Here is a 25,789-nt window from a genome sequence, read left to right on the forward strand (position 1 = left end):
GTCATCGGTGGTTTCCCGCAGTCCTGGCTGCGGGTGTGCCGCAAGACGGGCGACGCGGGCTGCCCGTTCCGCGAAGCGGATCTACCGTTGCACCTATGGAAGTCCCCCGCCGCCCCGACGGCAGGCACCCTTCCGCCGCGACCACGGTGGTGCTTGCCGACGACCACCTGGTGGTCCGGGCAGGAATGCGCCTGCTGATGGCCGCGGACCCGGCCTTCCACGTGATCGCGGAGACCGCGACCGTCCCGGAGACCCTCGAAGCCGTGCGCGAGCACCACCCCCGGGTGCTGGTGCTGGACCTGACCATGTCCGGCCGGTCCAGCCTGCCGACCATCCCTGGCCTGTTGTCGGCCTCCCCCGGCACCAGGATCCTGGTCCTGACCATGCAGGAGGACCCGGCCTACGCCCGGGAGGCGCTGCGTACCGGGGCGGCCGGCTACCTGCTCAAGGAGGCCGCCGCCGAGGAGCTCCTGGCCGCCGTGCGCCAGGTCGCCGGCGGCGCCACCTACGTGCAGCCGTCGCTGGGTGCGCGGCTGGCCGTCGAGAACATCGCTGTCCCGGAACGCGGCGAGGAGCCGCTGACCGACCGGGAGACCGAGGTGCTCACCCTCCTCGCGCTCGGCCACACCAACCAGGAGATCGCCCGGCGCCTCTTCGTCTCCGTGCGCACCGTGGAGACGCACCGCTCCCGGCTCCGCGACAAGCTCGGCAGGGACAGCCGCGCCGAACTGATCGCCGTGGCCCGGGAACGCGGACTGGTGGCGTGAGCGTGACCGGGCCGGGCCGGGCTGCGCTGCGACTGGGCTTCGAGGTCCTCGGCACCGCATGCCTGGCGGCCGCCGTCTTCATGGAGGTCACCGACCGGCAGGTGTCCTGGGAGCTGGTGCTGTCGCTCGCCGCGGCCTCGGCCTATCTGTGCATGATCCCGCTGTGCGCCGCCGGCCAGCGGATCTGGCTGCTGGTCGCCACCGCCGTCGCGCTGATGCTCACGATCGCCGGAATGGTCAGGGTGGCGCAGGAGCCGCTGCTGAACCTCCTGCACGTGTTCCCGCTGCTCCTTGCGGGCTACGCGATCATCGCCAGCCGCGCCTCGTCGCGCCGGGAGACGCAGCTGAGACGGGAACGGGTACGCGCCCGCCACGACGGGGAGGAGCGCGAGCGCCGCCGCTGGGCCCGCGAACTGCACGACGACACCCTCCAGGAACTGGGCGCGATGCAGGTCGTCCTCTCCTCCGCCGCCGCGGACGGCGGGCCCGAGGCGATGAGCCGCGCCATCGAGCAGGCGCGGGCCCTGGTCGGCAACCAGATCGTCTCCCTGCGGCACCTCATCGTGGACCTGCGCCCGGTGGTGCTCGACGAACTCGGCCTCAGACCGGCCCTCCAGGCGCTGTGCCGGCACACGTACGAGACCTTCGGGATCCGCACGGACCTGCGCGTCGCGTCCCACGGCGACGCGCTCGCCGGGCGGCTGTCCCCCGAGACCCAGGCACAGGTGTACCGGATCGTCCAGGAGGCGATCACCAACGCCGTCAAGCACGCCGAGCCGACGCGCATCGTCGTGACCGTGGAGGGCAACCGCCGCGCGGCCCAGCTGACCGTGGCCGACAACGGCCGCGGCATGGCGCCGCCCGCCGCGGACCGGCCCGTCCCGTTACGCGCCCCGGACCAACCGCCGCCCCGCCACCCCGGGATGGGCCTGTCCGCGATGCGCGAGCGCGCCGATCTCATCGACGCCCGCCTGACCCTGCGCAGCGCGCCGGGCGAGGGCACGACGGTCGTCCTGCGCGTCCCGCTGACCGCGCCGGACGAGGCCGCGGAGGGCCAGGACCCCGCCGGGCACTGATCGCGGCCCCGGCGGCACCCGGCCGGCCCCTTTCCTCCGCTTTCTTGACCTCAAGGGTGGTCGAGGTTCTACGGTCCGTACATGAGCATGGAGACCACCGCCTGGACCCAGCTGCACAGCGTCATGAACGCCACGCAGGACCGCCGGCCCCTGGCCCGCGACACGCTGCGGCGCGTCGGGGCGTTCGCCCGGCCGCACCGCCGCCGGATCGCGTGGTTCGTGCTGCTCAGCGTCGTGACGGCGCTGCTCGCCGTGGCGACGCCGATCCTCGCGGGACACGTCGTGGACGCGATCGTCTCCGGCGACCGCTCCGGACGGGTCACCACCCTGGCGGTACTCATCGCCGTCATCGCCATCGCCGAGGCCGGTCTCGGGCTGGTGAACCGCTGGCTGTCCGCGAATCTCGGCGAGGGCCTGATCCTCGATCTGCGCACCACCGTGTTCGACCACGTCCAGCGCATGCCCGTCGCCTTCTTCACCCGCACCCGCACCGGCGCGCTCGTCAGCCGGCTCAACAACGACGTGATCGGCGCCCAGCGGGCCTTCAGCAACACCCTGTCCGGGGTCGTCGGGAACCTGGTCACCCTGCTGCTGACGCTCGGCGTCATGCTCGCCCTGTCCTGGCAGGTCACGCTGCTCGCGCTGGTGCTCCTGCCGGTCTTCGTCGTACCGGCACGGCGTACGGGCACCCGTATGGCCCGCCTCCAGCGGGAGGCCGCCACGCACAACGCCGCCATGGGCACACAGATGACCGAGCGCTTCTCCGCTCCCGGGGCGACGCTGGTGAAGCTCTTCGGCCGGCCCGCCGACGAGTCCGCCCAGTTCGCCGAACGCGCCCGCCGCGTGCGGGACATCGGGGTGCGTACCGCGATGGCGCAGTCGGCGTTCATCACCGCGCTCACCCTCGTCTCCGCCCTCGCGCTGGCGCTGGTCTACGGACTCGGCGGCCACTACGCGCTGAGGGGCGCCCTCGAAGCCGGTTCCGTGGTCACGCTCGCCCTGCTCCTCACCCGCCTCTACGCACCGCTGACGGCGCTGGCGGGCGCGCGTGTCGACGTGATGAGCGCCCTGGTCAGCTTCGAGCGGGTCTTCGAGATCCTCGACCTGAAGCCGCTCATCGCCGACAAGCCGGACGCCCGCGAGGTGCCGGACGGGCCGCTCGCCGTGGAGTTCGAGAACGTGCGCTTCGGCTACCCGTCCGCAGAGAAGGTCTCGCTGGCCTCCCTCGAAGAGGTCGCGAGCCTCGACACCCGCGCGGGCGGTGAGGTGCTGCGCGGCATCTCCTTCCGCGCAGAGGCGGGCCGCACGATCGCCCTGGTGGGCTCGTCGGGGGCCGGGAAGTCGACCATCGCGCAGCTCCTGCCGCGCCTGTACGACGTGGACGAGGGCGCGGTGCGCGTGGGCGGTGTCGACGTGACCGACCTGACCGCGGCCTCGCTGCGCGCCACGGTCGGCATGGTCACCCAGGACGGCCACCTCTTCCACGACACGATCCGCGCGAACCTCCTGCTGGCCAGGCCGGAGGCCGGTGACGACGAGCTGTGGGGGGTCCTGCGCCGGGCCCGTCTGGCGGACCTCGTGGCCGAGCTCCCGGACGGGCTCGACACCGTCGTGGGCGAGCGCGGGTACCGGCTCTCCGGCGGCGAGCGGCAGCGCGTGACCATCGCCCGGCTGCTGCTGGCGGGGCAGCGCATCGTCATCCTCGACGAGGCCACGGCCCACCTCGACAACACCTCGGAGGCCGCCGTCCAGGAGGCCCTGGCCGAGGCGCTGGAGGACCGGACCGCCGTGGTCATCGCCCACCGGCTGTCCACGGTGCGGGCCGCCGACCTGATCCTCGTCGTCGAGGACGGGCGGATCGTGGAACGGGGCACGCACACCGAACTGCTCGCGGCCGGCGGCCGGTACGCGGAACTGCACCGCACGCAGTTCAGGACCGACGACGACCCGGAGCCGGCCGGGGTCGTCTGAACCCGCTCACCCGACCGGGCGGTTCGGCGCGGCCGCCCGGAACAGGGTCAGTAGCGCCAGTGCCTGCGGGGCGTCCGCGTCGAAGAACTGCTTGGCCAGGGCGGGCGGCACCGCGGGACCGTGCATGCGGACCTCGTGGCAGGAGAAGCAGAACGCCGCCTCGAACAGGGCCGGTTCGAGGGAGGCGTCGTACGCCCGGATGCCCCAGCCCGGCGAGAAACCGCAGCGGTGCTGCACGCTTTCGGGCAGGGTCCCGATCAGGGCCACGGCGTCCGCGGCCTCGCCCCCAGCCCAGAGGGCAACCGTCCCACCGCGGTAGGGGGCGCCCGGCCCGGCGGGAAGGCCGGAGATCCGCACGACCTCGATCAGCGCGGTGTCGGCGAGGGCCTCGGCGGAGAGCTGCATGCGCGCAGTCTGCCCGACCGGCAAGGGCCAGGGTTCGGGCAGCCTCCGCCGGGCTGCCCGAAGCCGGACCGGGTCCGCTCCGCGGCGTTCGCGCCGACCGGGCGGGCGCCGATGACGACGACGTCGCTGCGGGACGTCCCGGCCGCGCTCCTGGGTTTTCCGCGCCTTCCGGGTGCGCGTACGCGTCCGCTCAGCGGCCGGGGAGCCGTGTGGTCACTTCCTGGAGCACCCACTCGTTGCCGTCCGGGTCGCTGAACGCCGCGAAGGACCCGTAGCTCGCACGCTCGGGGTGCGGGCCGCTGACCCGGTCCTTGTCCCCCGCGTGGTGGAAGACGCCGCCCGCGTCGTGGAAGACCTCGCCGACCTCGACGCCGCGGCCGACGAGCTCGGTCCGGGCCTGCTCGATGTCCGTGACGACGATGTGCAGGCCCTGAGCGGAGCCCGGGGCCGCGGTGGTCACGTCGTCACCGAAGAGGACGGAGCACTGCGATCCGGGCGGCGTCAGGTGCACGACCCGGAAGCCCTTGGCGTCGGCGTAGTCGACGTCCAGCCGGAAGCCCATGCCCTCCTCGTAGAAGCGCTTGGCGCGGTCGACGTCGGAGACGGGCAGAACGAGCACTTCGAGCTTCAGGTCCATCGTCGTCGTCCATCTCTCCAGGGGGGATTTCATCACTGGTCTGACTGGTGACGAGCATGACTGATGCTTTCATCACCTGTCAAGGCAGTGACGCGCCACAGGGAGAGGGGTGCGCAGGATGGGGCCCTACCGGGAGCCCGCCCGGGGAATCAGCTGTGGTCCGCCGGTTCGCCGGCGGCGACGTTCCGCAGCGCGGCCGTGAGCGGGGCGAGGTCGTGGCCGTCGAAGTGGTCCACGAGGTGCTGCCGCACGGTGGTCAGGAACGTGGGCCAGGCCCGTTCCAGACGGGCGAGCCCGGCATCGGTCAGTACGGCGTTCCAGCCGCGGCCGTCTTCGGCGCACTTGACCCGCTCGACCCAGCCCTGCTTCTCGAGCCGGATGACGACACGGGTCACACCGCTGAGGGAGAGATTGCAGGCCTCCGCGAGATCGCTCATCCGCAACCGCGCCTCGGGGGCCTCGGACAGGTGCATCAGCGACGTGTACTCGGAGAGCGGCAGCCCGGCCTCGCGCACCAGATCGTTGTCGACCAAGCGGGGCAGCACCAGCATCACCCGGCTCAGCTCGCGCACGAAAGCCTCCTCGCTCGCACTGAGGGGCCGCAGCGACTGCGGGGACGTCGGGGACTGCTTCCGGGGCGGCATCCCTTCACCTTAACTCCTTGACAGGTCAAGAGGGCAACCCGGACGACGGCACGACCCGGCGGCGCGGCCCCGGAACCGCGCCATCGAGGAGATGACGTCGCGTCAGGACCTCAGTACCGTGACCGGGATGCGGATCCTTCACCTGTCCGACCTCCACATCGGCCCCGACGACGCGCCGAACGCCCGCGGCATCAACGCCAGGGAGTCGCTGCGCAGGATGCTCACCGACCTGGAAGCCGTACCCGGCGTCGGGGCCGTCGTCGTCAGCGGGGACGTCGCCGACGACGGCTCACCGGAGGCGTACTCCGCGGCGCGCGACATGGTGCGCGAGTTCGCCTCGCGCAAGGGGGCCCCGGCGGTCTTCTGCACCGGCAACCACGACGAGCGCGGCGCCTTCGCCAAGGTCCTGGGCAGTGGCCACGTCGGCGTCGACGGAGGCGACCTGGCCACCGCGGTCGTGGATTCCCCGGAGGGCGAGCGGGCCGCGGCGAGCGTGATCGACGGGCACCGCTTCATCACGCTCGACTCGCTCGTCCCCGGCAAGGTCTACGGACGGGTCGGCGCCCGACAGCTCGACTGGCTCCGCGAGGTGCTGGCCGTGCCCGCGCCCCAGGGGTCCGTGGTGGTCCTCCACCACCCGCCGGTCACCCTCGACGTCGAGGTGCAGAAGAACCTGGGCCTCCAGGACGCGGCGGAGCTCGCGGACGCCGTGCGCGGCACGGATGTGCGGCTCGTCCTGTGCGGCCACTTCCATCTCCAGCTCTTCGGTCACCTCGCGTCCGTCCCGGTGTGGGTGACCGCGGGAGTCCTCAGCCGCATCGACCTGACGGCGGCGCCGGGGACCGAGCGGGCCGTTCGCGGGGCCTCGGCGACCCTCGTCGACCTCGGAGGCCCGTACGCCCCGCTGTTCCACGTGCTCCAGGCACGCGACCCGCGGGCGGGCGAGACGGTGTACGAGCTCGACCGCGACCAGCTCCGCTCGGTCATCGACCGGCTGCGGCCCGGCGCCTGATCAGGGGGCGACGGCGACCTTGCTGACCAGCGGGAGGTGGTCCGAGGCCGTCGGGTCGGACTGCACGACACGCGTGACGAGCGGCTTCACCTTGCCGGTGGTGTAGACGTCGTCGATCCGCTCGGTCGGCGCCTCCGCGGGGTAGGTGGCCCCGTCGCCGCGGCCGTGCGCGGACCTGGCCCATGCGTCGGTGTAGGCGCGCTGGAGCGGCTGGGACTCCGGCGCATTCGGGACGGCGTTGAAGTCGCCCACGAGGATCGCCGGCTCGGTGTCGCCGATCATGTCGACGATCTGCGGGGCCTGCTGCAGCCGGTCGGCCTGCGAACCGGCCGCCAGGTGGGTGCAGTAGAAGTGCACCGCCTTGCCGCGGACGTCCAGCGTGGCGTGCAGCAGCCCGCGCTGCTCCTGGCCGGGCGACTTGTACAGCCAGGTGTTGTCCGACTCCGTGATCGCGTAGCGGGACAGGATCGCGGTGCCGTACTGGATCCGGTGCCCGCCGGGCGTCGGCGGCTCGTCGTCGATGTTCGCGCCGAACGCCACGTCGTAGCCCAGCAGCGCGGCCAGCTCGCCGGCCTGGTCGGCCCAGTCGCTGCGCCCGGAGTAGTGGCTGTCCACCTCCTGGAGCCCGACCACGTCGGCGCCGCTCGTGCGGACGACTTCCGCGATGCGCCGGACGTCGAGCACGCCGTCGGTGCCCTGGGCGTGGTGGATGTTGAACGTCATCACGTCCAGTACCCGCGACCCTCTGCCCTCGGCGGCCGACGCCTGGGCGATCCCGGTGGTGGTGACGGTGGTGAGCGCGACGACGGCCGCGAGTGCGGACAGGGCCCGGCGCAGCATGAGGGATCCTCCTGGGGGACGGGGTCAGGAACGATCACGATCGTCATCGTGTCCCCCGGCAGACCCGTGACCGCGAGGTGAACGGTCCCCCCACTCGCTGTGCAGGACCTTTGCCCCTTCCAGCCTACGTGCCCGTCCGGGGATCGCCCGCCTTGCCACGGGGGAAACCCGGGCCGAATACTGCTCGCGTGCGAACCGCCCGCCGGGGCTTGACCCTCGACTTGGTGCAGGGCTGAGAGTTCCGGGTGTGGAGAGCGAGATGCGCAGTATCGGTGAGCTGGCCCGGGAGAGCGGACTGGGCGTGAGCGCCCTTCGGTTCTACGACCGGGCCGGTGTGCTGGTCCCCGCCTGGGTGGATCCCGTGAGCGGCTACCGCTGGTACGGCGCCGAGCAGCTGGACGAGGCCCGGCTGCTGGCAAGGCTGCGCAGGGCCGGGATGCCGGTGGCGGACATCCGGCTGGTGCTGGCCGGCTGGTCGGGCCAGGACACCGACCTGGTGCGGCAGTTGCTCGAGTCGCATCTGCGCCGTCTCGAACGGACGCTGTCCGATGCGCGCGCCGAGTTCTCCACGGTCCGAGCCCTTCTCGAACACAGGGAGAACCCCATGACGTCGTCCAGTGCCCCCACCACCGCCCGGTGGGCCGTCCCCGCGCCCGAGCTGGCCGCGGCGTTGGACGCGGTCCGCTTCGCCGTCAGTGCCGATCCGGAGTTGCCGATGCTCGACGGTGTCCTGTTCGACATCGAGGAGGGGACGCTCCGCGTGGTGGCCACCGACCGGTACCGCATGGCGGTCGGGCAAGCCGCTGCGAGCGGGCACGACGGGCCCCGTACGCAGGTCGTCGTGCCGTCCCCGCTCGCCGACGCGATGCGGGCGCTGCTGAGTGACGGCGGGTCCGTCGAGCTCACCGTGGACGGTGACCGCGTGGTCCTGGAGGCCGGGGACCGTCAGGCGGCCGGCCGGCCTCTCGGTCACGACTTCCCCGACTACCGTCGCCTCGTCGCCGTGCCGGCGGGGCGGCGCGCCCTCGTCGACGTCCCGCCCCTGCGGGCGGCGGTGGAGGCCGGCCCCGTCCGTGCGGGCGAGGTGCGCGACCAGGACGGCGCGTCCTTCGACATCGTCGTGCTCGAGATGACGGACGACGGCACGGTGCGGGTCTGCGAGGACGGTGACGAAGGTGAGCGGGACTCCGGCCATGTCGCGGTCAATCGCGACTTCCTGCTGCACGCCCTGGCCGCCGGAGCCCGCGACCGGCTGATCCTGGAGTTCGGTGCCCCCACCACTCCCGTGGTGATCCGCAGGCCCGACACCGAGGACACCTTCTCGCTCCTGATGCCGGTCCGCCTGGAGGACTGACCCGGCACCGGCCCGGGCGGCGCCGTCGGCACCGCCCGGGCCGCCCGGGCCGACCGGTCAGGCGCGGGAGAAGAGCCCGATGCCCTCCGGGACCGGACGCTCGGCCCCGCCGGTCGGGTGGTTGCGGACCACCGGCTTACCGGTCACCTCGTCACGGGTCACCAGGGTGGAGGAGCCGCCGCCGTCCAGGTTGACGCCGTTGTCAGCGCCCACGCTCTGGAACACGCCCGCGAGTTCGGCGATGGTCAGACCGGCGCCGCTCTCCGCGGTGCCGTCCAGCACCAGGAGGTACAGCAGCCGGCCGTCGTCGCCGAAGGCCGCTCCGGTCCTGGTCGCCACGGCCTTGTTGTCCAGGCCGGCGAGCGGCTTGCCGTCGCGCAGCACCGGGGCGCCGCCGACCGCGAACTTCAGCCGGTTGCCGCCGGCGGACTCCAGGTCCTCGGAGACCCGGATGTGCTCGCCGATCTCGAGCGAGCGCAGCTCAGCCGCGCCGGCCTCGCGTCCGACCAGGACCACCGAGTCCTCGGCGACGGCGCCCTCACCGATGGTGTCCGAGCCGGACACCACGCGGTTGTTGCGCACGGTCACCTCGTAGACGTCCGTGCTGCACGCGGCGGCCCGCACGGTGTCGGTGCCGCACGTGGCCCGCTCGCGCGAGATGTCGCCCCACTGGGAGGTGAAGGCGCCGATGCCGCCGACGGGGATCGCGTACTGGTTGAACCCGTCGAGGCCGAGCTCCTTGTCCCGGTGCCCCTTGATGGAGCCGTCGAAGCTCAGCGAGTCCAGGTGGGCCCGGTTCTTGTAGTCGACGCCGATGACGTCGCGGGTGGACGTGCCGGGCGCCAGGCCCGGTCCGAACCGCTGGCCGTTGGGGACGGCGGACTTGAGCGCCACACCGTTGTCGATGGCCGGGCCCACCGCGGAGTTCGTGGCCGGCACGCCGGGGTGCTGCGTCTCGTCGATGTTGAAGAAGTCGGCGTTGACGCCGGCCACCGCACCCTGTGCCGAGACCAGTTGGGAGAGCTTCGTACGGGCGGAGACCTTGCCGGGGGTCAGCATCCCGACCGAGACCCGGGGGTCGCTCAGGTCGGCGGTGATCACGTGACCGGTGACCTTGCCGTGCGAGGCGGCCACCGAGAAGGCCTGGTAGGTGATGCCCGGGGCGACGGTGACGTCCTCCGCCAGCCGGACCCGCTCCACGGCGTCCGCCTGGGTGATCCCGGCGCCCAGGACCATCACGCTCATCGTGAGCGTCGCCGCAACGGACGCGGCCGCCGTACGGGCCCGTCCTGTCATTCTGGTCATGTGAGTCCCGTCATATCTGCATGCATGGCGCACGAATATCCGCCGGAGCCATGAGAAGGGGCCCGGAGGAATAGCCGGTGGCAGTTCTCTGACGGGACGGCGAATCTTGGCCTACCGAGTCCTGGAAGTCGTGTGTCAGCGCCGGGCGCGCCCGGGGACCCGCGCAAGGCCGCGGAGGGTTGGGGGCGGCGGGACGCGGAACCGGCCGCGCCGCGATCGGGGCCCGGGCAGGCCCCGCCCTCTCCCGGCCGCCACCGCGCACTCAGCCGGCGGCGGCGCCGAACCACCGGGGCAGCCGCGCGAGCAGATCCTCCTGGTCGTCACCGGCCCATGCCACATGGCCGTCCGGCCGCAGCAGCACGGCGGGCACGTCCAGTTCCTCACTGACGTCCACCACGTGGTCGACGCGATCGGCCCAGCCCGCGACCGAGAGCCGGCCGGTCCGGTCGAGCAGCAGTCCGCGGCCCGCGTGCATCAGTGCGTACAGGCGCCCCTGCTTCAGCTGGACGTCCCGCAGCCGGCGGCCGAGCAGTTCATGGCCCTCGCCGAAGTCGTAGCGGACCCCGATCGCGGTGATCTTCTCGATCAGGTACCGGTTCACGTCCTCGAAGTCCATCAGTTCCGACAGCAGCCGGCGGACCGCGCGGGGGCCGGGCTCGGGTGACAGCAACTCCATCTGCGCGCGGGTGTTGTCCAGTACGTCGGCGGCCACCGGGTGCCGTTCGGCGTGGTAGCTGTCCAACAGTCCCTGCGGCGCCCAGCCGTTGACCTCGGCGGCCAGTTTCCAGCCGAGGTTGAACGCGTCCTGGATACCGAGGTTGAGGCCCTGCCCGCCGGTCGGCGGGTGGATGTGTGCCGCGTCACCGGCCAGCAGCACCCGGCCGGTCCGATAGCGCTCGGCCTGCCGGGTGGCGTCGCCGAACCGGGACAGCCGGCGCGGCGAGTGGATGCCGAAGTCGGTGCCGGCAAAGGCCCGCAGCTGCCGCTTGACCTCGTCGAGCGTCGGCGGGACCGAGCGGTCCGCGGCAATCCCTTCGGCGGGCACCACCACGCGGTACACCCCGCCCCCGAGGGGCCCGACGCCGAACCGCTGCTGGGTCTTGCGGACTTCGGCCACCACGGCGGCCACCTCGTCCGGCGGCGCGGCCACCTCCATCTCGCCCAGCAGCGTCTCGACCCTGGTGGGCTCGCCGGGGAAGCCGACGCCGAGCAGCTTGCGCACCGTGCTGCGCCCGCCGTCGCAGCCGACGAGCCAGCGCGAACGCAGCTGCGTGCCGTCGGACAGCCGGGCGGTCACCCCGTGGTCGTCCTGGCTCAGCCCGGTCAGTTCGCGGCCGCGCCGGATCTCGGCGCCGAGCTCGACGGCACGCTCGGCCAGCAGGCGGTCGGTGGCGGGCTGCGGGATGCCCAGGACATAGGGGTGGGCGGTGTCCAGCCCGGCGGGCCAGGGCTTGGTGATGGCGGCGAAGAAGCCGCCGACCGCGTACTGCTTCCCCAGCGGCTGGAACCGGTCCAGCAGACCGCGCTGCTCCATCACCTCGATGCTGCGCACGTGCAGGCCGAGCGCGCGGACGAACGCGGCCGGCTCCGCCTCCTTCTCCAGCACGAGCACGTGCACGCCGTGCAGCCGCAATTCCGCTGCCAGCATCAAGCCGGTCGGTCCGCCGCCGGCGACGATGACGTCGATCACGAATTCCCCCAAGAGCGCATGCATTTCGCCGATCCCCGATGTCGGCGGGATCCGGCTTCGGCCGCAGATTCTGCGGCACCACCGGGGCCTTGCCGCAAGACCCCCGGTCCGCTATAAGTTGAGAGTGGCAAGGAGCGGGTGACCTCCTTGCCTTTTCTCTTTGCTGTCGCTGATGTGTGCCGTCCTCCGGTGGACGGCACCGGAGAACGCGCTTGATCGGCCGCTTTCCCTCGTATAGCAATGCACCTGTGATGCAAGGTGAGAAGACCGGGCTGCGCGCCCGGCAGGAGAGCGACGTCGACGTCCTCCATTCCGAGCTGTACGACGACGTGGCCATGCGGTCGCGCGCCGACTCCCGCCCGTGGCGGCCCGTCCCGCGGGGCTCGGGACAATCGCCCTACGCGGTGACCGATCCGTCGGACGAGGCAGCCCTGTTCTCCGTGGTGGAGCTGGAGTCGGGGGAACTCATGGGCGAGGCCCTGCTCTGGGGCATCGACATGCACAACAGGACCGCTCACATCGGCATCTCCTTGCGCCCGGCGTTCCGCGGCCGCGGGTTCAGCACCGATGTCCTGCACACGCTGTGCACGTACGGATTCACCGTCCGGGGACTGCAGCGCCTCCAGATCGAGACCCTCGCGGACAACGCCCCGATGATCGCCGCCGCGGCCAGTGCCGGGTTCGTGCGCGAGGGAACCCTGCGCAGTGCCGCCTGGGTGTACGGCGTGTACGCGGACGAGGCCGTCCTCGGCCTCCTCGCGAGCGACTGGACGCCCCGGGCGTGAACGGCCCACGCGCCGAAGGGCTGTTGAGGACCCGGCTGCCGGGGCCCGTGCCGGCCACCCGTCTGGTGGCGGCCGGTGCCGCGGCGGCGACCGTCGTCGCGGGCCTGGGGCTCAGGGCTGTGGCGGCGGGGAGCGTGGCCAAGTACGGCGGGGACGCGCTGTACACCCTTCTGCTGCTGGCACTCGTCGTGCTGGTGGCGCCGCGGGTATCGCCCCTCAGGGCCGCCGGAAGCGCGCTGGCCCTCAGCTGGGCGGTCGAGTTCTTCCAGCTCAGCGACGTGCCGGCGGAGCTCTCCGAGCGGAGCACCGCGGCCCGCCTTGTGCTCGGTTCCACCTTCAACGCTCCCGATCTGCTCTGGTACACGATCGGCGCAGCAGCGGGCCTGCTCGTCCACGGGGCGGTGGGGTCCGTCCTGTTCCGCCGGTACCCGCCGCACCCGGAGCACCCGGCTCACCCGGCTCACCCGGCTCAATGAGGTTCCGCGGCAAGGCCGTCGGCGTCCGCCGCGAAGAGGGCCGAAAGTACGCCATTCGGGGAAAATCCTTGGACGCCGGGGAATCCGGCGCGGGACACTCCCCTTCCCCGCACCTGCGCTGCCGGGGCACTCACTCGAACCGGAACCAGGCTCTGCACGGCCCGTGAAACGGCACGTCGCGGGCCGCCGCACGACGACACGGGGTTGTGATGGGACTGTCTGAGGCACATGCGGGCGCGCCGGGCAAAGGCTCGGTCGCCCTCGCGCTTCGTTACTACGGAAGGGAACTGTCCCGGCTCCGGCGTCTGACGCTGCCCGCCATGTTCCTGCCGGCGCTGGGCAACATCGGCATCAGCTACCTCGCGCCGCTGATCGTCGCCAAGCTCGTCGGCCGCGTCGCCGGCGGGACCGCCTTCGGCTTCGCGACGGCCATGCCCTACGTCCTCGGCTTCGCCGGCGTGCTGCTGCTCGCCGAGGCCCTGTGGCGGCTCGGCCTGCACTGCCTGAACCGCCTCGACGCCCTCGGCATCGAGCACCTGTACGTCGTCGGCATGGACGAGTTGTTCGCCAAGGACGCGGCGTTCTTCCACGACAACTTCGCCGGGTCGCTGACCAAGCGGGTGCTGAGTTTCGCCTCCCGGTTCGAGGAGGTCGTCGACACCGTCACGTTCCAGATCGTCGGCAGTCTCGTGCCGCTGCTGTTCGGCTCGGTGGTGCTGTGGCGCTACGAACCGCTGCTCGTCGTCGGGCTCGTGACGATGATCGTGCTGACGGCGCTGTGCGTGGCCCCGCTGATCCGCCGCCGCCAGGCGCTCGTGAGCCAGCGCGAGGCCGCGGTGGCCCGGGTGTCGGGCCATGTCGCCGACAGCCTGACCAACATGGACACGGTCCGGGCGTTCGCCGCCGAGGAACGCGAGGCGGCCGAGCACCGGTCCCGAGTGGCGGAGTCGCGGCGGCTCACCCTGCGGTCGTGGGACTACGGCAACCTGCGCATCGACACGCTGGTCGCGCCGCTGTCCGTGCTGACCAACGGCCTGGGCCTGCTGCTCGCGATCACCCTCGGCAGCGGCGGGCACAGCGGCGCGCACAGTGTGGAGGCGATCGTGGTCGCCTTCACCTACTACAGCAACGCCACCCGGATCATGTTCGAGTTCAACCAGATCTACCGCCGTCTGGAGAGCTCGATGACGGAGGCGGCGCAGTTCACCGAACTGCTCATGACCCCGGCGACGGTGCTCGACCCGGTCTCGCCGGAACCGCTGCGGAACCGGTCGAACCGGTCCGCCGACGTTCACTTCGAGCAGGTGACCTTCACCCACGCGGGCGCGGAGCCGCTCTTCGAGGGCCTCGACCTGGCGGTGCCCGGCGGGGAGAAGATCGGTCTCGTCGGCCGGTCCGGCGGCGGCAAGAGCACGCTGACGCGGCTCCTGCTGCGGATGAAGGACATCGACTCCGGCCGCATCCTCGTCGGGGGCCAGGACATCAGCAGCCTGCGCCAGGCCGATCTGCGCGGCCTGATCGCCTATGTGCCGCAGGACCCCGCGATGTTCCACCGCACGCTGCGGGACAACATCGCGTTCGCCCGGCCGGAGGCCTCCGAGGCCGAGATCCGCCGCGCGGCCGAGGCGGCCCACGTCACGGAGTTCGCCGACGCGCTCCCGGAGGGCTTCGACACCATGGTGGGCGAGCGCGGGGTCAAACTCTCCGGCGGGCAGCGCCAGCGGGTCGCCCTCGCCAGGGCGATCCTGCGCGACGCGCCGATCCTGCTGCTCGACGAGGCGACCAGTGCCCTGGACTCCGAGAGCGAGGTCCTGGTCCAGGAGGCGCTGTGGCGGCTCATGGAGGGGCGCACCGCACTCGTGGTGGCGCACCGGCTGAGCACGGTCGCCGGCATGGACCGGCTCGTCGTCCTCGACCGCGGGCGCATCGTCGAGCAGGGCACCCACCTGGAACTGCTCGCCTCGGAGGGCGCCTACGCCAAGCTGTGGCAGCACCAGTCGGGGGGCTTCCTCGAGGACACCCCGCGGGAGCGCGCGGTGACCCCCACCGCGTCCTGACGGGGTGGGGGCCGCCCGCACACGCTCCCGTCAGGCGCGCAGCACGTCCGCCAGTTCCCGGGCCGAGGAGGGCGCCCCGGGAACCCGGCGGCCGTCGTGCTGCGCGGGCACCCGGTCCAGGGCCGGGACCAGGGAGCGGGACCGTTCCGCCGACACGCGTTCCAGGACGGTCGTGCCGGTCTCGGCCTCCAGGGCCGGGGCGTAGCCGGCGGTGCGCAGGGCGGTGAGGGTCTCGTCCGGCGGTGCGGTGGAGATCAGCACGGTCGGCGCGATGCGCCGCAGGCCCAGCTTGGCCAGGCCGCGGGTCTGGGCGACCTCGGCGATCAGTGCCGTGTCGTCGGAGCGGACGCAGCAGGCGGAGCGCACCACGCGCAGCCGCCCGTGGCCGCGGGCGATGTCCTTGACCGTGTACGCCAGCGGCTGCGGCAGTCCGGTGCCGGACTCGCAGACCGCGGTGAGGCGTTCGAGGATCTCGTCGGCACTCCACCCCGCGTCGAAGGCGCGGCGCAGCGAGGCGGGGGTGATGCGCCAGACCACGGCGTGCCCCTCGGACTCGATGTCGCCGACCGCGGAGAGGAGTCCGGCCAGGTCGGGGGCGGGGGCACCGGTCACCGTGGCGGTGGAGTCCGCCTGGAACCGGGCCGTGGTGCTGGGCGCCGGGAGCATCGAGTGCAGGGCCTTGCGCAGGGCCGCCACCGCCTCGGCCAGTGCCGGTCGCGCGGCCAGGCCCTCTCCCAGCCGGCCGGTGCCCTCGGCCGCCGGGTCGGCGTCCGCCCCCGGGACGGCCGGGTAGTGGCGGGCGGCCCCGGCTTCCAGGAGGCCGGCGACCGCGCGCCCGGCCCCGGTGAGCGCGCCGTGGGAAACCAGGCCGAGCAACTCGGCCTCGGCCAAGGTGGCCTCGAGCCGCCCCGGCAGGGCCTCCTCCTCTTCGTCGTGATCGGCGTGGGGCGCTCCCAGCACCGGCTGGAACCAGGCGGCGCACTCGAGGAGTTCGGCGCGTCCCGCCTCATCGACGACCAGGCCGTATCCGTCCGGCAGCGTGGCCAGAGCCCGCAGCACGCCGTGCCGCAGCGGTACGGCGTACGGATCCTGGGGGCTGATCAGCGCCACCGGGGTCTCGTCGTCCTCCGGCCAGTGGGTGAGCACCTCCGGCACCACGGCCCAGGCGGCCGTCAGCGGCAGCAGTTTCCCGGCGGGCGGGGCCGCCGCCCACGCGTCGTACCGGTCGCTGGCGAGCAGCCGTGCCGAGGGCTTCGGCCCGCCGGGGCGCGTACGCCCCCTCCCCCGGCCGCGCACCGCGGGTTCCGGTTCGTCGTCCTTGGGCGCGGCGAGGCCGGCGTTCACCGCCAGGTCGAGCCAGAGCCGGGTGTGCTCCTCGCTCGTCCCTGCCGACTTGGCCAGCCGCCTGGTGTCGCGCACGGCGATCCCGCCGGCCTTGCGCACCGCCACGGGATGCGCGGCCAGTTCCCGCAGCACCAGTTCCGCGCGCCATGCGGCGGCCCCCGCGGCCATCGCGCCCTGCCCGTCCCAGTCGTGGGGCAACACGGCCACGCAGGTGAGCGGTTCGGCTTCCAGGCTCAGGGACGGGGCGCGCTGATCGAGCCGCAGGGCGTGTCCCACCTCGTACGGCATCTCCACCAGATCGGGTCCGACCGGCACCACCATGCCGCGTTCCGCGAGCCAGTCGGTGCCCTCGTCCCCGCTGCCGCCGTCCCGGAACGCGTACTTGTCGTCCGGGCCGCCCGCGTAACCCCCGTACCGGGAGACGAAGCAGTGGGTGCGCAGCAGCGGCGGCCCCTGCACCATGTGGTCCAGCAGGTCGTGCGCCGCCGCCGGAGCGGTGGCCACCAGTTCCCGTACCCGGCCGGCGTCCGCGAGCAGGGCGCCGATCGCCGTTTGCGCGTCGGCGCGGGTGCGCTGGTCGATGCCGAGTACGGCGGCGATCCGTTTGACCTCGGGCGCGTTGTAGGCCCGCGTCAGGAGGGTGTCCAGCGGCCTGCCGTAGCCGTCCATCCGGGCGGCCCACCGATGCAGCAGCGACGGCAGCGCCAACTGGCCGGGAGGAGCGGGCAGCAGCAGTGCGCGATCCCGCAACCGGTCGAGCGCCGCCGTCAGGTGCGCGCGGGACGTCCCGCCCCGTTCGAGCCAGTCCAGTACGTCGGTCTCGGGCACCAGCCGTTCGTAGGAGTCCACCCGGGGCGGCTCCGGCCGCCAGGTGTACGCGGCCTGCTCCGGTACGGCGACCGGCCCGTACGTCTCCAGGGCCCTGGCCGCCACCGACGCCAGCAACTCCGCGTCCCCCGCGGTACCGGCGGCGACGGCGCGCTCCACGGAGGCGTCGGTGAGCAGGTGTTCCGCCAGGTGCCGGAACGTGGCGATCCGCACGTAGCCGGCGGCGTCGGGCAGTTCACGCTCCTCCAGCAGGGCGGTCAGACGCTCGCCGGGGAGCCCGCCGAGCCACCTCTCCAGGGCAGTACGCTCATTCACGCGTCCGAGCCTAGAGCAGCGCCGCCGCCGGAACGTGCTCACGTTCCGCACTCGCGCCCCTCCTGCGGCCCATGGGGGCGGAGCGGTGCCGGTGCGGCGGGTTGACCGGACCTGGGACGCGAGTCGACGGCAAGCCGCCCGGGCGGCCATCACCACGCGGGAGCGCTCCGTCGACGCCGCCGGTCTTTGTCATCTATTTGCGTGCTGATCATGCCACCGAAGAGAACCTATGCCGTGCTCGCGACCATGGCTGTCGCCGCCGGCACGCTGGCCACCGCAGGTCAGGCGGACGCGGCGGCGACGGCGAGGTCTACGCCGTCACCGACAACGACGGCCTGGCCGACGCCACCGGCGAGACGGTCTTCCTCCGCCTGGGCTCCGTCAAGCGGATCTTCGGGCGCCGCTGACCTGTCACGGCACTCACGCGGACGGCCGCCGGTGGGTCGCCGGCGGCCGTGCGCGTGGCGTCCCCGGCCCCTCTCCCAGGTGCGGGCGACGGAGTGCCAGGCCTGTCAGGCCCTCATCCGGCGCCGGGTGTCAGCTGGGACTGCACCAGGGGTCCGTACCGCCCGACGAGGTCGCCGGTGCCGGACTCCCGCATCGCCGGACCCCTCGCGATGCCGTACATGACGCCGAGGCCGAGCAGCACGGCCATGGCGAGCTCGGCGCGCAGCCCGGCGTCGGGGCCGGTCAGGCGGTGCGCGAGCTGTTCGCTCACCTGCGCGCGGAAGTTGTCGCGCAGGACGTCCCCCGAGTCGCCATGGAGCGGTGCGAACACGATCCGCAGCACGGGGTCGGTGCCGTGGTGGCGCTGGGTCTCCAGCACGTGGCGGACCATGTGGTGGCCCAGCCGGTCCAGCGGTGCGTCCAGGAGTGCTTCCGCGTCGCTCTCGAAGGACAGCACCCGGGCGAACAGGGCGTCCTTGCTGCCGAAGTACTTCAGGATCAACGGCGGGCTGACGCCGGCCCGTTCGGCGACCGCCTTCAGGGTGATGTCGGCGTGCGGCTGCCGGGCCAGGAAGTAGCGCACGGCCTTCAGGATCGCGGCCCTGGTCGCCTCGGCGTCCCGGCGCACGCCCGTACCGGCGTCGTGGGATGGCTCGGCGGCGCTCATACGTCCTCCAGGGTCTCGCTCCTGGCCTGCCCCGCCGTCCCGGCGGTCTTCCGGGCACCGCGCGGTGCGCGGTCGCCGGGGATCGACAGTGCGGCGGCGATGGCCAGGACCGCGACGAAGCCCGCCATCGCGAAGGCGAGCTGGTAGCCCGGGAGCGTCGGCACCAGGACTCCCGCGACCGGGCTGGTGTGGTGGATCAGTACGGCGGCCACCGCCGCGCTCGAGACGGCCTGACCGATGGTGCGCATCAGCACGTTGACGCCGTTGGCGGAGGCGCTCTGCTCGGCCGGCACCGCCCGCAGGATCAGGGTGGGCAGCGCCGAGTAGGCCAGCGTGGTGCCGCTGGAGATCACCGTGGCCCCGACCAGGATCACCCACAGGTCGCGGCTGTCCACGACGCGTATCACGTAGCCGAAGGCGATGACGGCCGCGCCGAGGGCCAGCGTGACGCGCGGACCGCGGGCGGCGGATATCCGGGCGGAGACCGGGGACAGCAGCAGCATGGTGAGGCCCGCGGGCAGCAGGCACAGACCGGTCTCGAAGACGGTCAGGCCAAGGCCGTATCCGCTCGCCTTGGGCGCCTGGACCAGTTGCGCGGTGACGAGCGAGTTGGCGTAGAAGGCGAAGCCGGTGAGCATCGCCGCCACGTGGGAGAGCCCGACCCGGGCGCCGGACGCGAGGCGCAGGTCGACCAGCGGCTGCGCGGAGCGCAGCTGATGCAGCCACCACAGCGCGAGCACGATCACCGCCGCGACGAACAGGCCGACGATCCGGCCGCTGCCCCAGCCCCACTGCCCGCCCTGGGACACGGCGAGCAGCAGGCAGATCAGCCCCGCGGCCAGCCCCAGCGCCCCGACGACGTCGAACCGGCCGCTCTCCCGTTGCCGCGAGTCCGCGACCGCCCACCACACACCGGCCACACCCAGCGCGCCCAGCGCGCTGGTCAGCCAGAACATGGTGTGCCAGTCGGCGTACTGCACGACCAGCGCGGCCAGCGGCAGACCGAGGGCGGCGCCGATGCCGACCGTGGAGCTCATCATCGCCACCGCAGAACCGCGCCGCTCGGGCGGCAGTTCGTCCCGCAGCACGCTGATCGACAGCGGCACCACGGCGGCCGCGGCGCCCTGCAGCGCCCGGGCCGCGATCAGGACCCAGATCTGCGAGGACAGGGCGCACATCACGGAGCCGAGCGTCATCAGGGCCAGAGCCCCCGTCAGCACCCGGCGCTTGCCGTACATGTCCCCGGCGCGGCCGAGCACCGGGGTGAGCACGGCGCCGGACAGGAGGGTGGCCGTGACCATCCAGGAGACGGTGCCCGCCGAGGAGTGGGTGAGCCGTGGCAGGTCCGGCAGCAGCGGGACGACCACGGTCTGCATGACAGCCATGAGGATGCCGCCGAAGGCCAGCACCGGCACGGTCAGACGCTTGCGCAGGCCGCCCGGGGCGGGCCCGGTACGGGTCGTGTCGGGTACCGGGGCGGGCTGGGCCATGACGTCTCCAGACGAGGCGAGCGGTCGGTGAACGGCAATTCACCGTATCGGGTGAATTGCCATTCACCAACCTCGCGGCCGCTCACGACGGGACGGCGGTCACCCGGTCCCAGAACCAGTACAGGCTGACGATCACGATGGGCGCGGTCATCGCGGGCAGGACCCAGCGGTGCGCGGGAGCCCTGCGCAGCAGCACCAGCAGCGGGAACACCACGGCGATGATGCCCAACTGCACCGCCTCGATGCCGACGTTGAAGCTGAGCAGCGACAGCAGCAGCTCCCAGGACCAGCTCTCGTCGATGCCGAGCGCCCCCGCGAAGCCCAGGCCGTGCACCAGGCCGAAGAGGAAGACGACCGGCAGCCGCCAGCGCCCGGTGCCCTCCCGGTCGCGCAGCAGGATGCCGGCGCACGCCATGACGGCGATGGACGCCGCGATGACCGGTTCCACGACCGCCGCAGGCACGCTCACGACGCCCATGGCCGCCAGCAGAAAGGTGACGCTGTGCGCGGCGGTGAAGGCGGTCGCCGCGAGCAGCACGTCGCGCAGGCCGCGGGCGCCGATGAGCAGCGAGAGCAGGAAGAGGATGTGGTCCAGGCCGAACAGCAGGTGCTCCATGCCGAGCAGGAAGAAGTCCGCGATCTGGCGGGACTCGTGGTGTCCCCCGGTCTTCAGGGTCGGCTCGGCGGCGGTCAGCACCTGGGAGCCGCGCTGCCCGTCGATGTCGTAGTGGACGATCGTCTCCGTGCTGTGGACGAAGCTCTCGGCGTCGGGGAACAGGGCACTGGAGATCGTGTAGGTGCCGTCCGCGCCCGCCGGGCAGTCGAAGAGCAGGGTGAGGACGGCGAACGGCCGCGTGCCGCGCGTGTGGATGTCCGCGTCTCCCGTCGGGCGGGGTGCGCAGGCCGTGCCGTCGTGGGCGAGGGCGAAGCGTCCGGTGACGTACGCGTCCACGGCCTTGGCGTTGGTCTTCAGCTGGCGCAGCTGCTCGGCGGGGTCCTTCGCGCCGTAGGCCTCCTCGTACAGCCAGGCCGACTTCATGAGCAGGTCGTACTCGAGGTCGAGTTCCGCCTGGACGCGGGTTCCGGTGCCCGTCACCTCGACGTACGCGGTCGTGGTCGCGTCGTGCGCGGCGGCCGGGGCGGGCCTGGCGAGGCCGGCGGCGAGCAGGGTCAGGAGCGCCGCGACGACGGTGAGGAGCGCGGCGGGCAGGCGCGAGGCGGCGGAACGCATGGTGGTCTCGGTTCTCGGTTCTCGGTTCTCGGGTCTCATTGGCGGGAAGGCGGCGCGCCCGCCGTCCCGGACCGGTCGGTCCGGGACGGCGGGCGTGGCTGCCCGGTGTGGGTGCCGGGCGGTCGGCCGGTCAGGAGGTCACCTGCCGGAAGCGGACGTGGCGAACCAGGGGTACGCGGACTCCTCCGGTCCCCAGGAACCGGCCTTGCCCTTGGCGTCCTTGGTCACGAGGACGGCCGGCTCCGAGGTGGTGACCCCGCCGCCGGTGGAGCGCGCGGTGACCAGCCACGCGTGGATGGTGTCCGGCCGCAGGTCCCGCCAGGTCACCGAGGCGACCTGGCCGGAGGCGGCCTTGGCCTCGCCGATGACGCTCACGGGGTTGTAGAGCGCCAGCGAGTCGGTCCTGAAGGTCGTCTTGCGGCTGCTGAGGTCGATCGGCAGGACCATGTTGTCCTCGGTGCCGTCGTACCGGTGGTTGGTGTCGTACTCGGTGGCGCCGAACTCGTCGAGCAGCGGCGAGTAGGTGTCGACGGTCAACTGGGAGCGCTTGACGTCGAACTGGAGCATCCGGAAGAAGCTCGCGCCGAACTGGAGCTGGTCGTCGGGCTTGTAGCCGCCGATCTCGGTGAGGCCCAGCCGGTCCGCGGACACCGTGTAGAACTGGTAGTCCGCCAGCAGCTCGACGACGTCGTGCGCGACCTTCCCGACCCGGGGCTTGATGTTGGTGCCGACGCCGTGCTCGTGACCGGCGAGGATCAGGAACACGTTCGGGTTGTCCTGGACCACCGTCTTGTACAGCATCGAGCCGTCGGGCGCGGAGAACGGTGCGCCGCGGCCGTCGGGGTTGCTGCTCGGCGCGAGGTAGTCGTGCGAGAGCAGGATGCCGTTGCGGTCGGGGAAGCGCTTGAAGACCGAGTCGGCCCATTCGGCCTCCTCGCGCGTCACGCCGTAGGACAGGCCGACCACGACGAAGTCGAGGCCGCCGGCGGAGAACAGGTCGTAGTGGTTCTGGTTGTCGCCCTCGCGCCAGGGCCCGCCGTACTCGGCGTGCTCCCAGCCCTTGGACAGCGCCTGGTAGCGGTCGGGGCCGTAGTACTTGTTGTAGATGGCGCCCGGGCCGTTCTCGGTGCCCGACTGGTTGTCGTGGTTGCCCGCGATGACGCCGTTGGGCACGCCGGCGTCGTCCAGGATCTTCTGCTGCTTCGAGGACAGCTCCAGCTCGCCGGTGACCTGGCGCTGGGTGGCCTCGTCGGCGGGCTTGCGGATGTTGTTCTCGATGAGGTCGCCGGTGTGGGCGACGTAGGCGATCTTGCGCTTGTCCTTGTTGTCGGCGATCCAGCGCGACACGTCGCCGTACGCCTTCTCCCAGACCGCGCGCTCCTCGGCCGTCTCCTGCTCGACCGCGCCCTCGGAGAGGTACTGCGTGTCGGTGTAGTGGACGATCGAGAAGTCGTACGAGCCCGGGTCGGCGAAGGTGTCGGGGTCGCCGGCGTCGATGTCGTCGGCGAAGGGGTCCTCACCGGTGACCATGGCGTGCACCTTGGTGCCGTCGACGTAGCGGCGGTCGACGACGGCGGTCAGGACGGTGTTGCCCTTGACGGCGCCGCGGGCGCTGGTCAGGACGTCCCACTTCTCCGTCGCGGAGTTCCACACGCGCAGCGCGGCGAGGCGCTCCGGGTCGATGGTCCCCTCCCAGCGCAGCACCGGCGCGTCGACGAGGTCCTTCGCCCGGACGTCGAACCGCTGGTAGGTGACGGCGTCACCGGCAGGCGCGTCGATCGTCGCGCCGTCGGCGGGCTCGATGCCGGTGGCCTTCAGCTTCTGCTCGCCGTCGACCTTGAGCGTGGTGGGGACGGAGGGGGCCGTGCCCTGGTAGACGTGGTCGGGCGTGACGATCTCGGTCTCGGAGAACGTCGCGGTCACCTCGCCCCCGTCGGGCTCGGCGACCTTGGCCGACAGCTGGACGCTGCCGCCCGCGTCGGTCGTGCCCGACGCCGGGCTGAGGCCGGCGGGGACGTCGGGGATGCCGGCGGAGGTGAACTTCACCTCGCGGCTGGCGCTGTTGCCGACTCCGTCGGTGGCGGACACCGCCAGCGTGTGCTCACCGGCGGACAGGCCGGGGCCCACCGCGGCGCCGAGCTGGACCGGCTTGCCGTCGAGGGTGACGACCGGGCCGGTCACGACGGCGGAGAGGTCCTCGAGGCGGACGTCGAGGACGACCGACGCGGTGAGCTTCTGTCCGGCGGCGGGGACGCTGGAGGCGATCTTGGGCGCGGAGTTGTCGGTGACCAGGACGCGCGTCGCGGTCTTGCCGGTCTTCGACGTCGCGGCCAGGGTGTGCTTGCCGTCGGCGATCTTCGCGGTGTCGAGGTCGGCGCGCAGGCCCTGGGCGGGGCCGTCGACGAAGAACTCGAGGTCGATCTCGGTCAGCGGGTTGACGTTGTCGCCGCAGTTGCCGTCGCCGAGGCTGTAGGAGCCCTTGAGCATGCGGCCGGCGGCGGTGCCGTTCGCCGGGGTGAGGGTGATGTCGGAGATCGCGAAGTCGTCGTGGTTGTCACCGCAGGACGTCGGATAGGTGCCGGTGACGAAGTCGACCGTGTTCCAGCCGGGGACCAGCCACTCGTTGGGGAGCGCCAGGTTCACGCGCTGGCTGACGAAGTCGCCGTCGAGCACGTGCTTCTGACCGTTCACCAGCAGGTGGTTCTGGTAGCGGGCCTCGATCGAGTTGGTGCCCACGGTGAAGCCGAGGGTGGCGTTGCCTGAGCCGAGGGTCGGCGAGGCGTGCACGGCCGGGGCGTCGATCGTCCAGTGCAGCTCCGCCTCGCGCAGGCGGGTGGAGGTGTTGTCGCAGCTGCCGTCGCCCATGGCGTAGGAGTCGGCGATGCCGTGGCCGGTGACGGTGCCGCCGTCGAGGGTGAGCGCGAGCCGCGAGATGTCGAAGTCGTCGCGGTTGTTGCCGCAGGTCTCCTTGTACGGGCTGGTGACGACCGTGATCGTGTTGTCACCGGGCACCAGGAAACGCGCCGGGACCGCGATGTCGACCCGCTGGCTCACCCAGGTGCCGCCGAGGTCGATGCGCTTGCCGTTGACGAGCAGGTAGTTGTCGTACTTGTCGTCGATCGAGTTCGACCCGACGTCGAAGGAGAAGGTGGCCGCGCCGTTGCCGAGGTTCGCGTCGGTGGCGGGCTCCTTGCCGTCCACGGTCAGCGTGGTGGTGTCGCCCTCGGCGCCCGCGGGGAAGTTCGCGAACACCGGCTGGCGGCCCTTGACCAGCGTGCCGTCCTCGGGCAGCAGCTTGGGGGCGCCCGCGGGGGCGTTGTTGACCGTCACCGTGGTCTTGACGGACTCGCCGGAGACCGTGCGCGCACCGAGGACGTGCTCGCCGTTGGACAGCCTGGTGGTGTCCAGGTCGGCGCGCATGCCGGTGGTGCCCTGCGGGTCGCCCAGGACGAAGAAGCTCAGCGCGGCCTTCGTCAGCAGCGTGGTGTTGCTGCCGCAACTGCCGTCGCCGAAGGAGTAGGTGTACTCGTTCTCCTCGCCGTCCGCGACCTCGCCGAGCAGGTCGAGGCCGATGTCGGAGAGCACGAAGTCGTCGTAGTTGGTGCCGCAGGAGCTGTCGACCGTGCCGGCGAAGAACTCGATCGTGTTCTCGCCCTTGCGCAGGTGCTGGTTCGGGATCTCGAGGGTGCCGCGCTCGTTGACGAGGTCGCCGATGTCGATCCGGTAGTCGCCGTTGACCAGCACGTAGTTGTGGTAGCGGGCCTCGGTCGAGTTCGTCCCGACGTCGAAGCTGAGCCGGGACACCCCGATCGTCGGCTCGGCGTCGATCGCCTTGCCGTCGACGGTGATCCGCCGGATGGAGTCGCCGGCGGCGGTCGGCGTGGCGACGACCTCCTCGGTGCCCTCCAGGTACGCGCCGTCGCCGGGCGTGAGGGTCGGCAGGCTCGTGGCACCGGCCGGCGTGCTCCGCTGCGACGACCCGGCCTCGGCGGCGTACGCCGCGGTCAGGTTCCCGCTCACGAGCAGCAACGCGGCAAGGGCCGCCCCGAGGAGCCGCCGCCCGCCTGATCCGCCGGATCCCCCGGATCCGCCACCTGGCTGTCTGCGCCACTCTGTTGGCCGCTTCACGAACTGCCCCTCCTGATCGATGCAAGGTAAAGGGCACGCCGAGAAAGACCCACGACATGCCCATGGCGGATCTTGGGCGGCGTAAATGAACGGAGTTAAAGCAGAGGTAAACAACCAGCGGAATGCTCCGCTCAGGGCGGGCGGGGGTGCGGTGCTCAAAGGTGGGCGTTCACGCACACTTTGAGCGTGTCGCGAGCACCCATAACGTCCCCTTGACGATAAGTGATCCGCCGTGCGAGGCTGACGCAGCATCACGCCGGAGACGCTTTGACCGGCAGTCCGCCGGGGCCGCCCCGGACCGGTCGCGCTCGCCAGGACGG

The 25,789-nt window shown here is 72.3% G+C and carries 20 protein-coding genes; 9 read left to right on the top strand and 11 right to left on the bottom strand.

Translation table 11 applies throughout. The annotated features are described in order from the left end of the window. Positions 1-95: 95 nt before the first annotated feature. From RV983_RS06940 to RV983_RS06950, 3 genes are all read left to right on the top strand, one after another. Positions 96-767, top strand: a complete 672-nt coding sequence (locus RV983_RS06940) for a response regulator (protein WP_475984903.1) — start codon at positions 96-98, stop codon at positions 765-767. Beyond that, positions 764-1,843 (top strand): sensor histidine kinase, encoded by a 1,080-nt coding sequence (locus RV983_RS06945; protein WP_475984904.1) that lies wholly within the window; start codon positions 764-766, stop codon positions 1,841-1,843. The genes RV983_RS06940 and RV983_RS06945 overlap by 4 nt, the downstream gene beginning before the upstream one ends. Before the next feature lie 81 nt (positions 1,844-1,924). Further along, on the top strand, positions 1,925-3,814 hold the full coding sequence (locus RV983_RS06950; RefSeq protein WP_475984905.1) for an ABC transporter ATP-binding protein: 1,890 nt from the start codon (positions 1,925-1,927) through the stop codon (positions 3,812-3,814). A gap of 6 nt (positions 3,815-3,820) precedes the next feature. On the opposite strand, the gene RV983_RS06955 is transcribed toward RV983_RS06950, so the two are convergent. From RV983_RS06955 to RV983_RS06965, 3 genes are all read right to left on the bottom strand, one after another. Beyond that, positions 3,821-4,219 carry a hypothetical protein gene (locus RV983_RS06955; protein WP_475984906.1) on the bottom strand — a complete coding sequence of 133 codons (399 nt, stop codon included), beginning with the start codon at positions 4,217-4,219 and terminating at the stop codon, positions 3,821-3,823. A gap of 190 nt (positions 4,220-4,409) precedes the next feature. Further along, positions 4,410-4,856, bottom strand: a complete 447-nt coding sequence (locus RV983_RS06960) for a VOC family protein (protein WP_475984907.1) — start codon at positions 4,854-4,856, stop codon at positions 4,410-4,412. A gap of 149 nt (positions 4,857-5,005) precedes the next feature. Continuing rightward, positions 5,006-5,500 carry a MarR family winged helix-turn-helix transcriptional regulator gene (locus RV983_RS06965; protein ID WP_475984908.1) on the bottom strand — a complete coding sequence of 165 codons (495 nt, stop codon included), beginning with the start codon at positions 5,498-5,500 and terminating at the stop codon, positions 5,006-5,008. 127 nt (positions 5,501-5,627) lie between these two features. On the opposite strand from RV983_RS06965, the gene RV983_RS06970 reads away from it, so the two are divergent. Then, positions 5,628-6,512, top strand: coding sequence for a metallophosphoesterase family protein (locus RV983_RS06970; RefSeq protein ID WP_475984909.1), 885 nt, complete (start codon positions 5,628-5,630; stop codon positions 6,510-6,512). Here the strand turns inward: RV983_RS06970 and RV983_RS06975 are convergent, their stop codons facing one another. Beyond that, complete coding sequence (locus RV983_RS06975) at positions 6,513-7,352, bottom strand: endonuclease/exonuclease/phosphatase family protein (RefSeq protein WP_475984910.1); 840 nt, start codon at positions 7,350-7,352, stop codon at positions 6,513-6,515. It abuts the gene before it with no gap. A 259-nt stretch (positions 7,353-7,611) separates the two neighbouring features. On the opposite strand from RV983_RS06975, the gene RV983_RS06980 reads away from it, so the two are divergent. Continuing rightward, positions 7,612-8,706, top strand: a complete 1,095-nt coding sequence (locus tag RV983_RS06980; RefSeq protein ID WP_475984911.1) for a DNA polymerase III subunit beta family protein — start codon at positions 7,612-7,614, stop codon at positions 8,704-8,706. A 57-nt stretch (positions 8,707-8,763) separates the two neighbouring features. Here RV983_RS06980 and RV983_RS06985 read toward each other — a convergent pair whose 3' ends face one another. Then, positions 8,764-10,011 (bottom strand): phosphodiester glycosidase family protein, encoded by a 1,248-nt coding sequence (locus RV983_RS06985; protein WP_475984912.1) that lies wholly within the window; start codon positions 10,009-10,011, stop codon positions 8,764-8,766. A gap of 262 nt (positions 10,012-10,273) precedes the next feature. Beyond that, positions 10,274-11,701, bottom strand: a complete 1,428-nt coding sequence (rox, locus tag RV983_RS06990; protein WP_475990238.1) for a rifampin monooxygenase — start codon at positions 11,699-11,701, stop codon at positions 10,274-10,276. A gap of 248 nt (positions 11,702-11,949) precedes the next feature. On the opposite strand from rox, the gene RV983_RS06995 reads away from it, so the two are divergent. The 3 genes from RV983_RS06995 to RV983_RS07005 all read left to right on the top strand — a co-directional run bounded on the left by RV983_RS06995 (position 11,950) and on the right by RV983_RS07005 (position 15,019). Continuing rightward, positions 11,950-12,486: a GNAT family N-acetyltransferase gene (locus tag RV983_RS06995; RefSeq protein ID WP_475984913.1), complete on the top strand. Its 537-nt coding sequence runs from the start codon at positions 11,950-11,952 to the stop codon at positions 12,484-12,486. Next, positions 12,483-12,962: a ribosomal maturation YjgA family protein gene (locus tag RV983_RS07000; protein ID WP_475984914.1), complete on the top strand. Its 480-nt coding sequence runs from the start codon at positions 12,483-12,485 to the stop codon at positions 12,960-12,962. Before RV983_RS06995 ends, RV983_RS07000 begins: the two co-directional genes overlap by 4 nt. A 209-nt stretch (positions 12,963-13,171) precedes the next feature. Further along, entirely contained in the window at positions 13,172-15,019 is a 1,848-nt protein-coding gene (locus tag RV983_RS07005; protein ID WP_475984915.1) for an ABC transporter ATP-binding protein, read from the top strand. 30 nt (positions 15,020-15,049) lie between these two features. On the opposite strand, the gene RV983_RS07010 is transcribed toward RV983_RS07005, so the two are convergent. Beyond that, on the bottom strand, positions 15,050-17,506 hold the full coding sequence (locus RV983_RS07010) for a helicase-associated domain-containing protein (protein WP_475984916.1): 2,457 nt from the start codon (positions 17,504-17,506) through the stop codon (positions 15,050-15,052). Positions 17,507-17,703: 197 nt separating this feature from the next. On the opposite strand from RV983_RS07010, the gene RV983_RS07015 reads away from it, so the two are divergent. Continuing rightward, on the top strand, positions 17,704-17,913 hold the full coding sequence (locus RV983_RS07015) for a hypothetical protein (protein ID WP_475984917.1): 210 nt from the start codon (positions 17,704-17,706) through the stop codon (positions 17,911-17,913). 113 nt (positions 17,914-18,026) lie between these two features. Here the strand turns inward: RV983_RS07015 and RV983_RS07020 are convergent, their stop codons facing one another. The 4 genes from RV983_RS07020 to RV983_RS07035 all read right to left on the bottom strand — a co-directional run bounded on the left by RV983_RS07020 (position 18,027) and on the right by RV983_RS07035 (position 25,361). Next, positions 18,027-18,620, bottom strand: coding sequence for a TetR/AcrR family transcriptional regulator (locus tag RV983_RS07020; RefSeq protein WP_475984918.1), 594 nt, complete (start codon positions 18,618-18,620; stop codon positions 18,027-18,029). Continuing rightward, complete coding sequence (locus RV983_RS07025) at positions 18,617-20,110, bottom strand: MFS transporter (RefSeq protein WP_475984919.1); 1,494 nt, start codon at positions 20,108-20,110, stop codon at positions 18,617-18,619. Before RV983_RS07025 ends, RV983_RS07020 begins: the two co-directional genes overlap by 4 nt. 82 nt (positions 20,111-20,192) lie before the next feature. Beyond that, positions 20,193-21,341, bottom strand: coding sequence for a HupE/UreJ family protein (locus tag RV983_RS07030; protein ID WP_475984920.1), 1,149 nt, complete (start codon positions 21,339-21,341; stop codon positions 20,193-20,195). A gap of 138 nt (positions 21,342-21,479) precedes the next feature. Beyond that, on the bottom strand, positions 21,480-25,361 hold the full coding sequence (locus tag RV983_RS07035) for a metallophosphoesterase (protein ID WP_475984921.1): 3,882 nt from the start codon (positions 25,359-25,361) through the stop codon (positions 21,480-21,482). Positions 25,362-25,789 lie beyond the last annotated feature (428 nt).

The sequence above is a fragment of the Streptomyces sp. RLA123 genome (assembly GCF_056270165.1).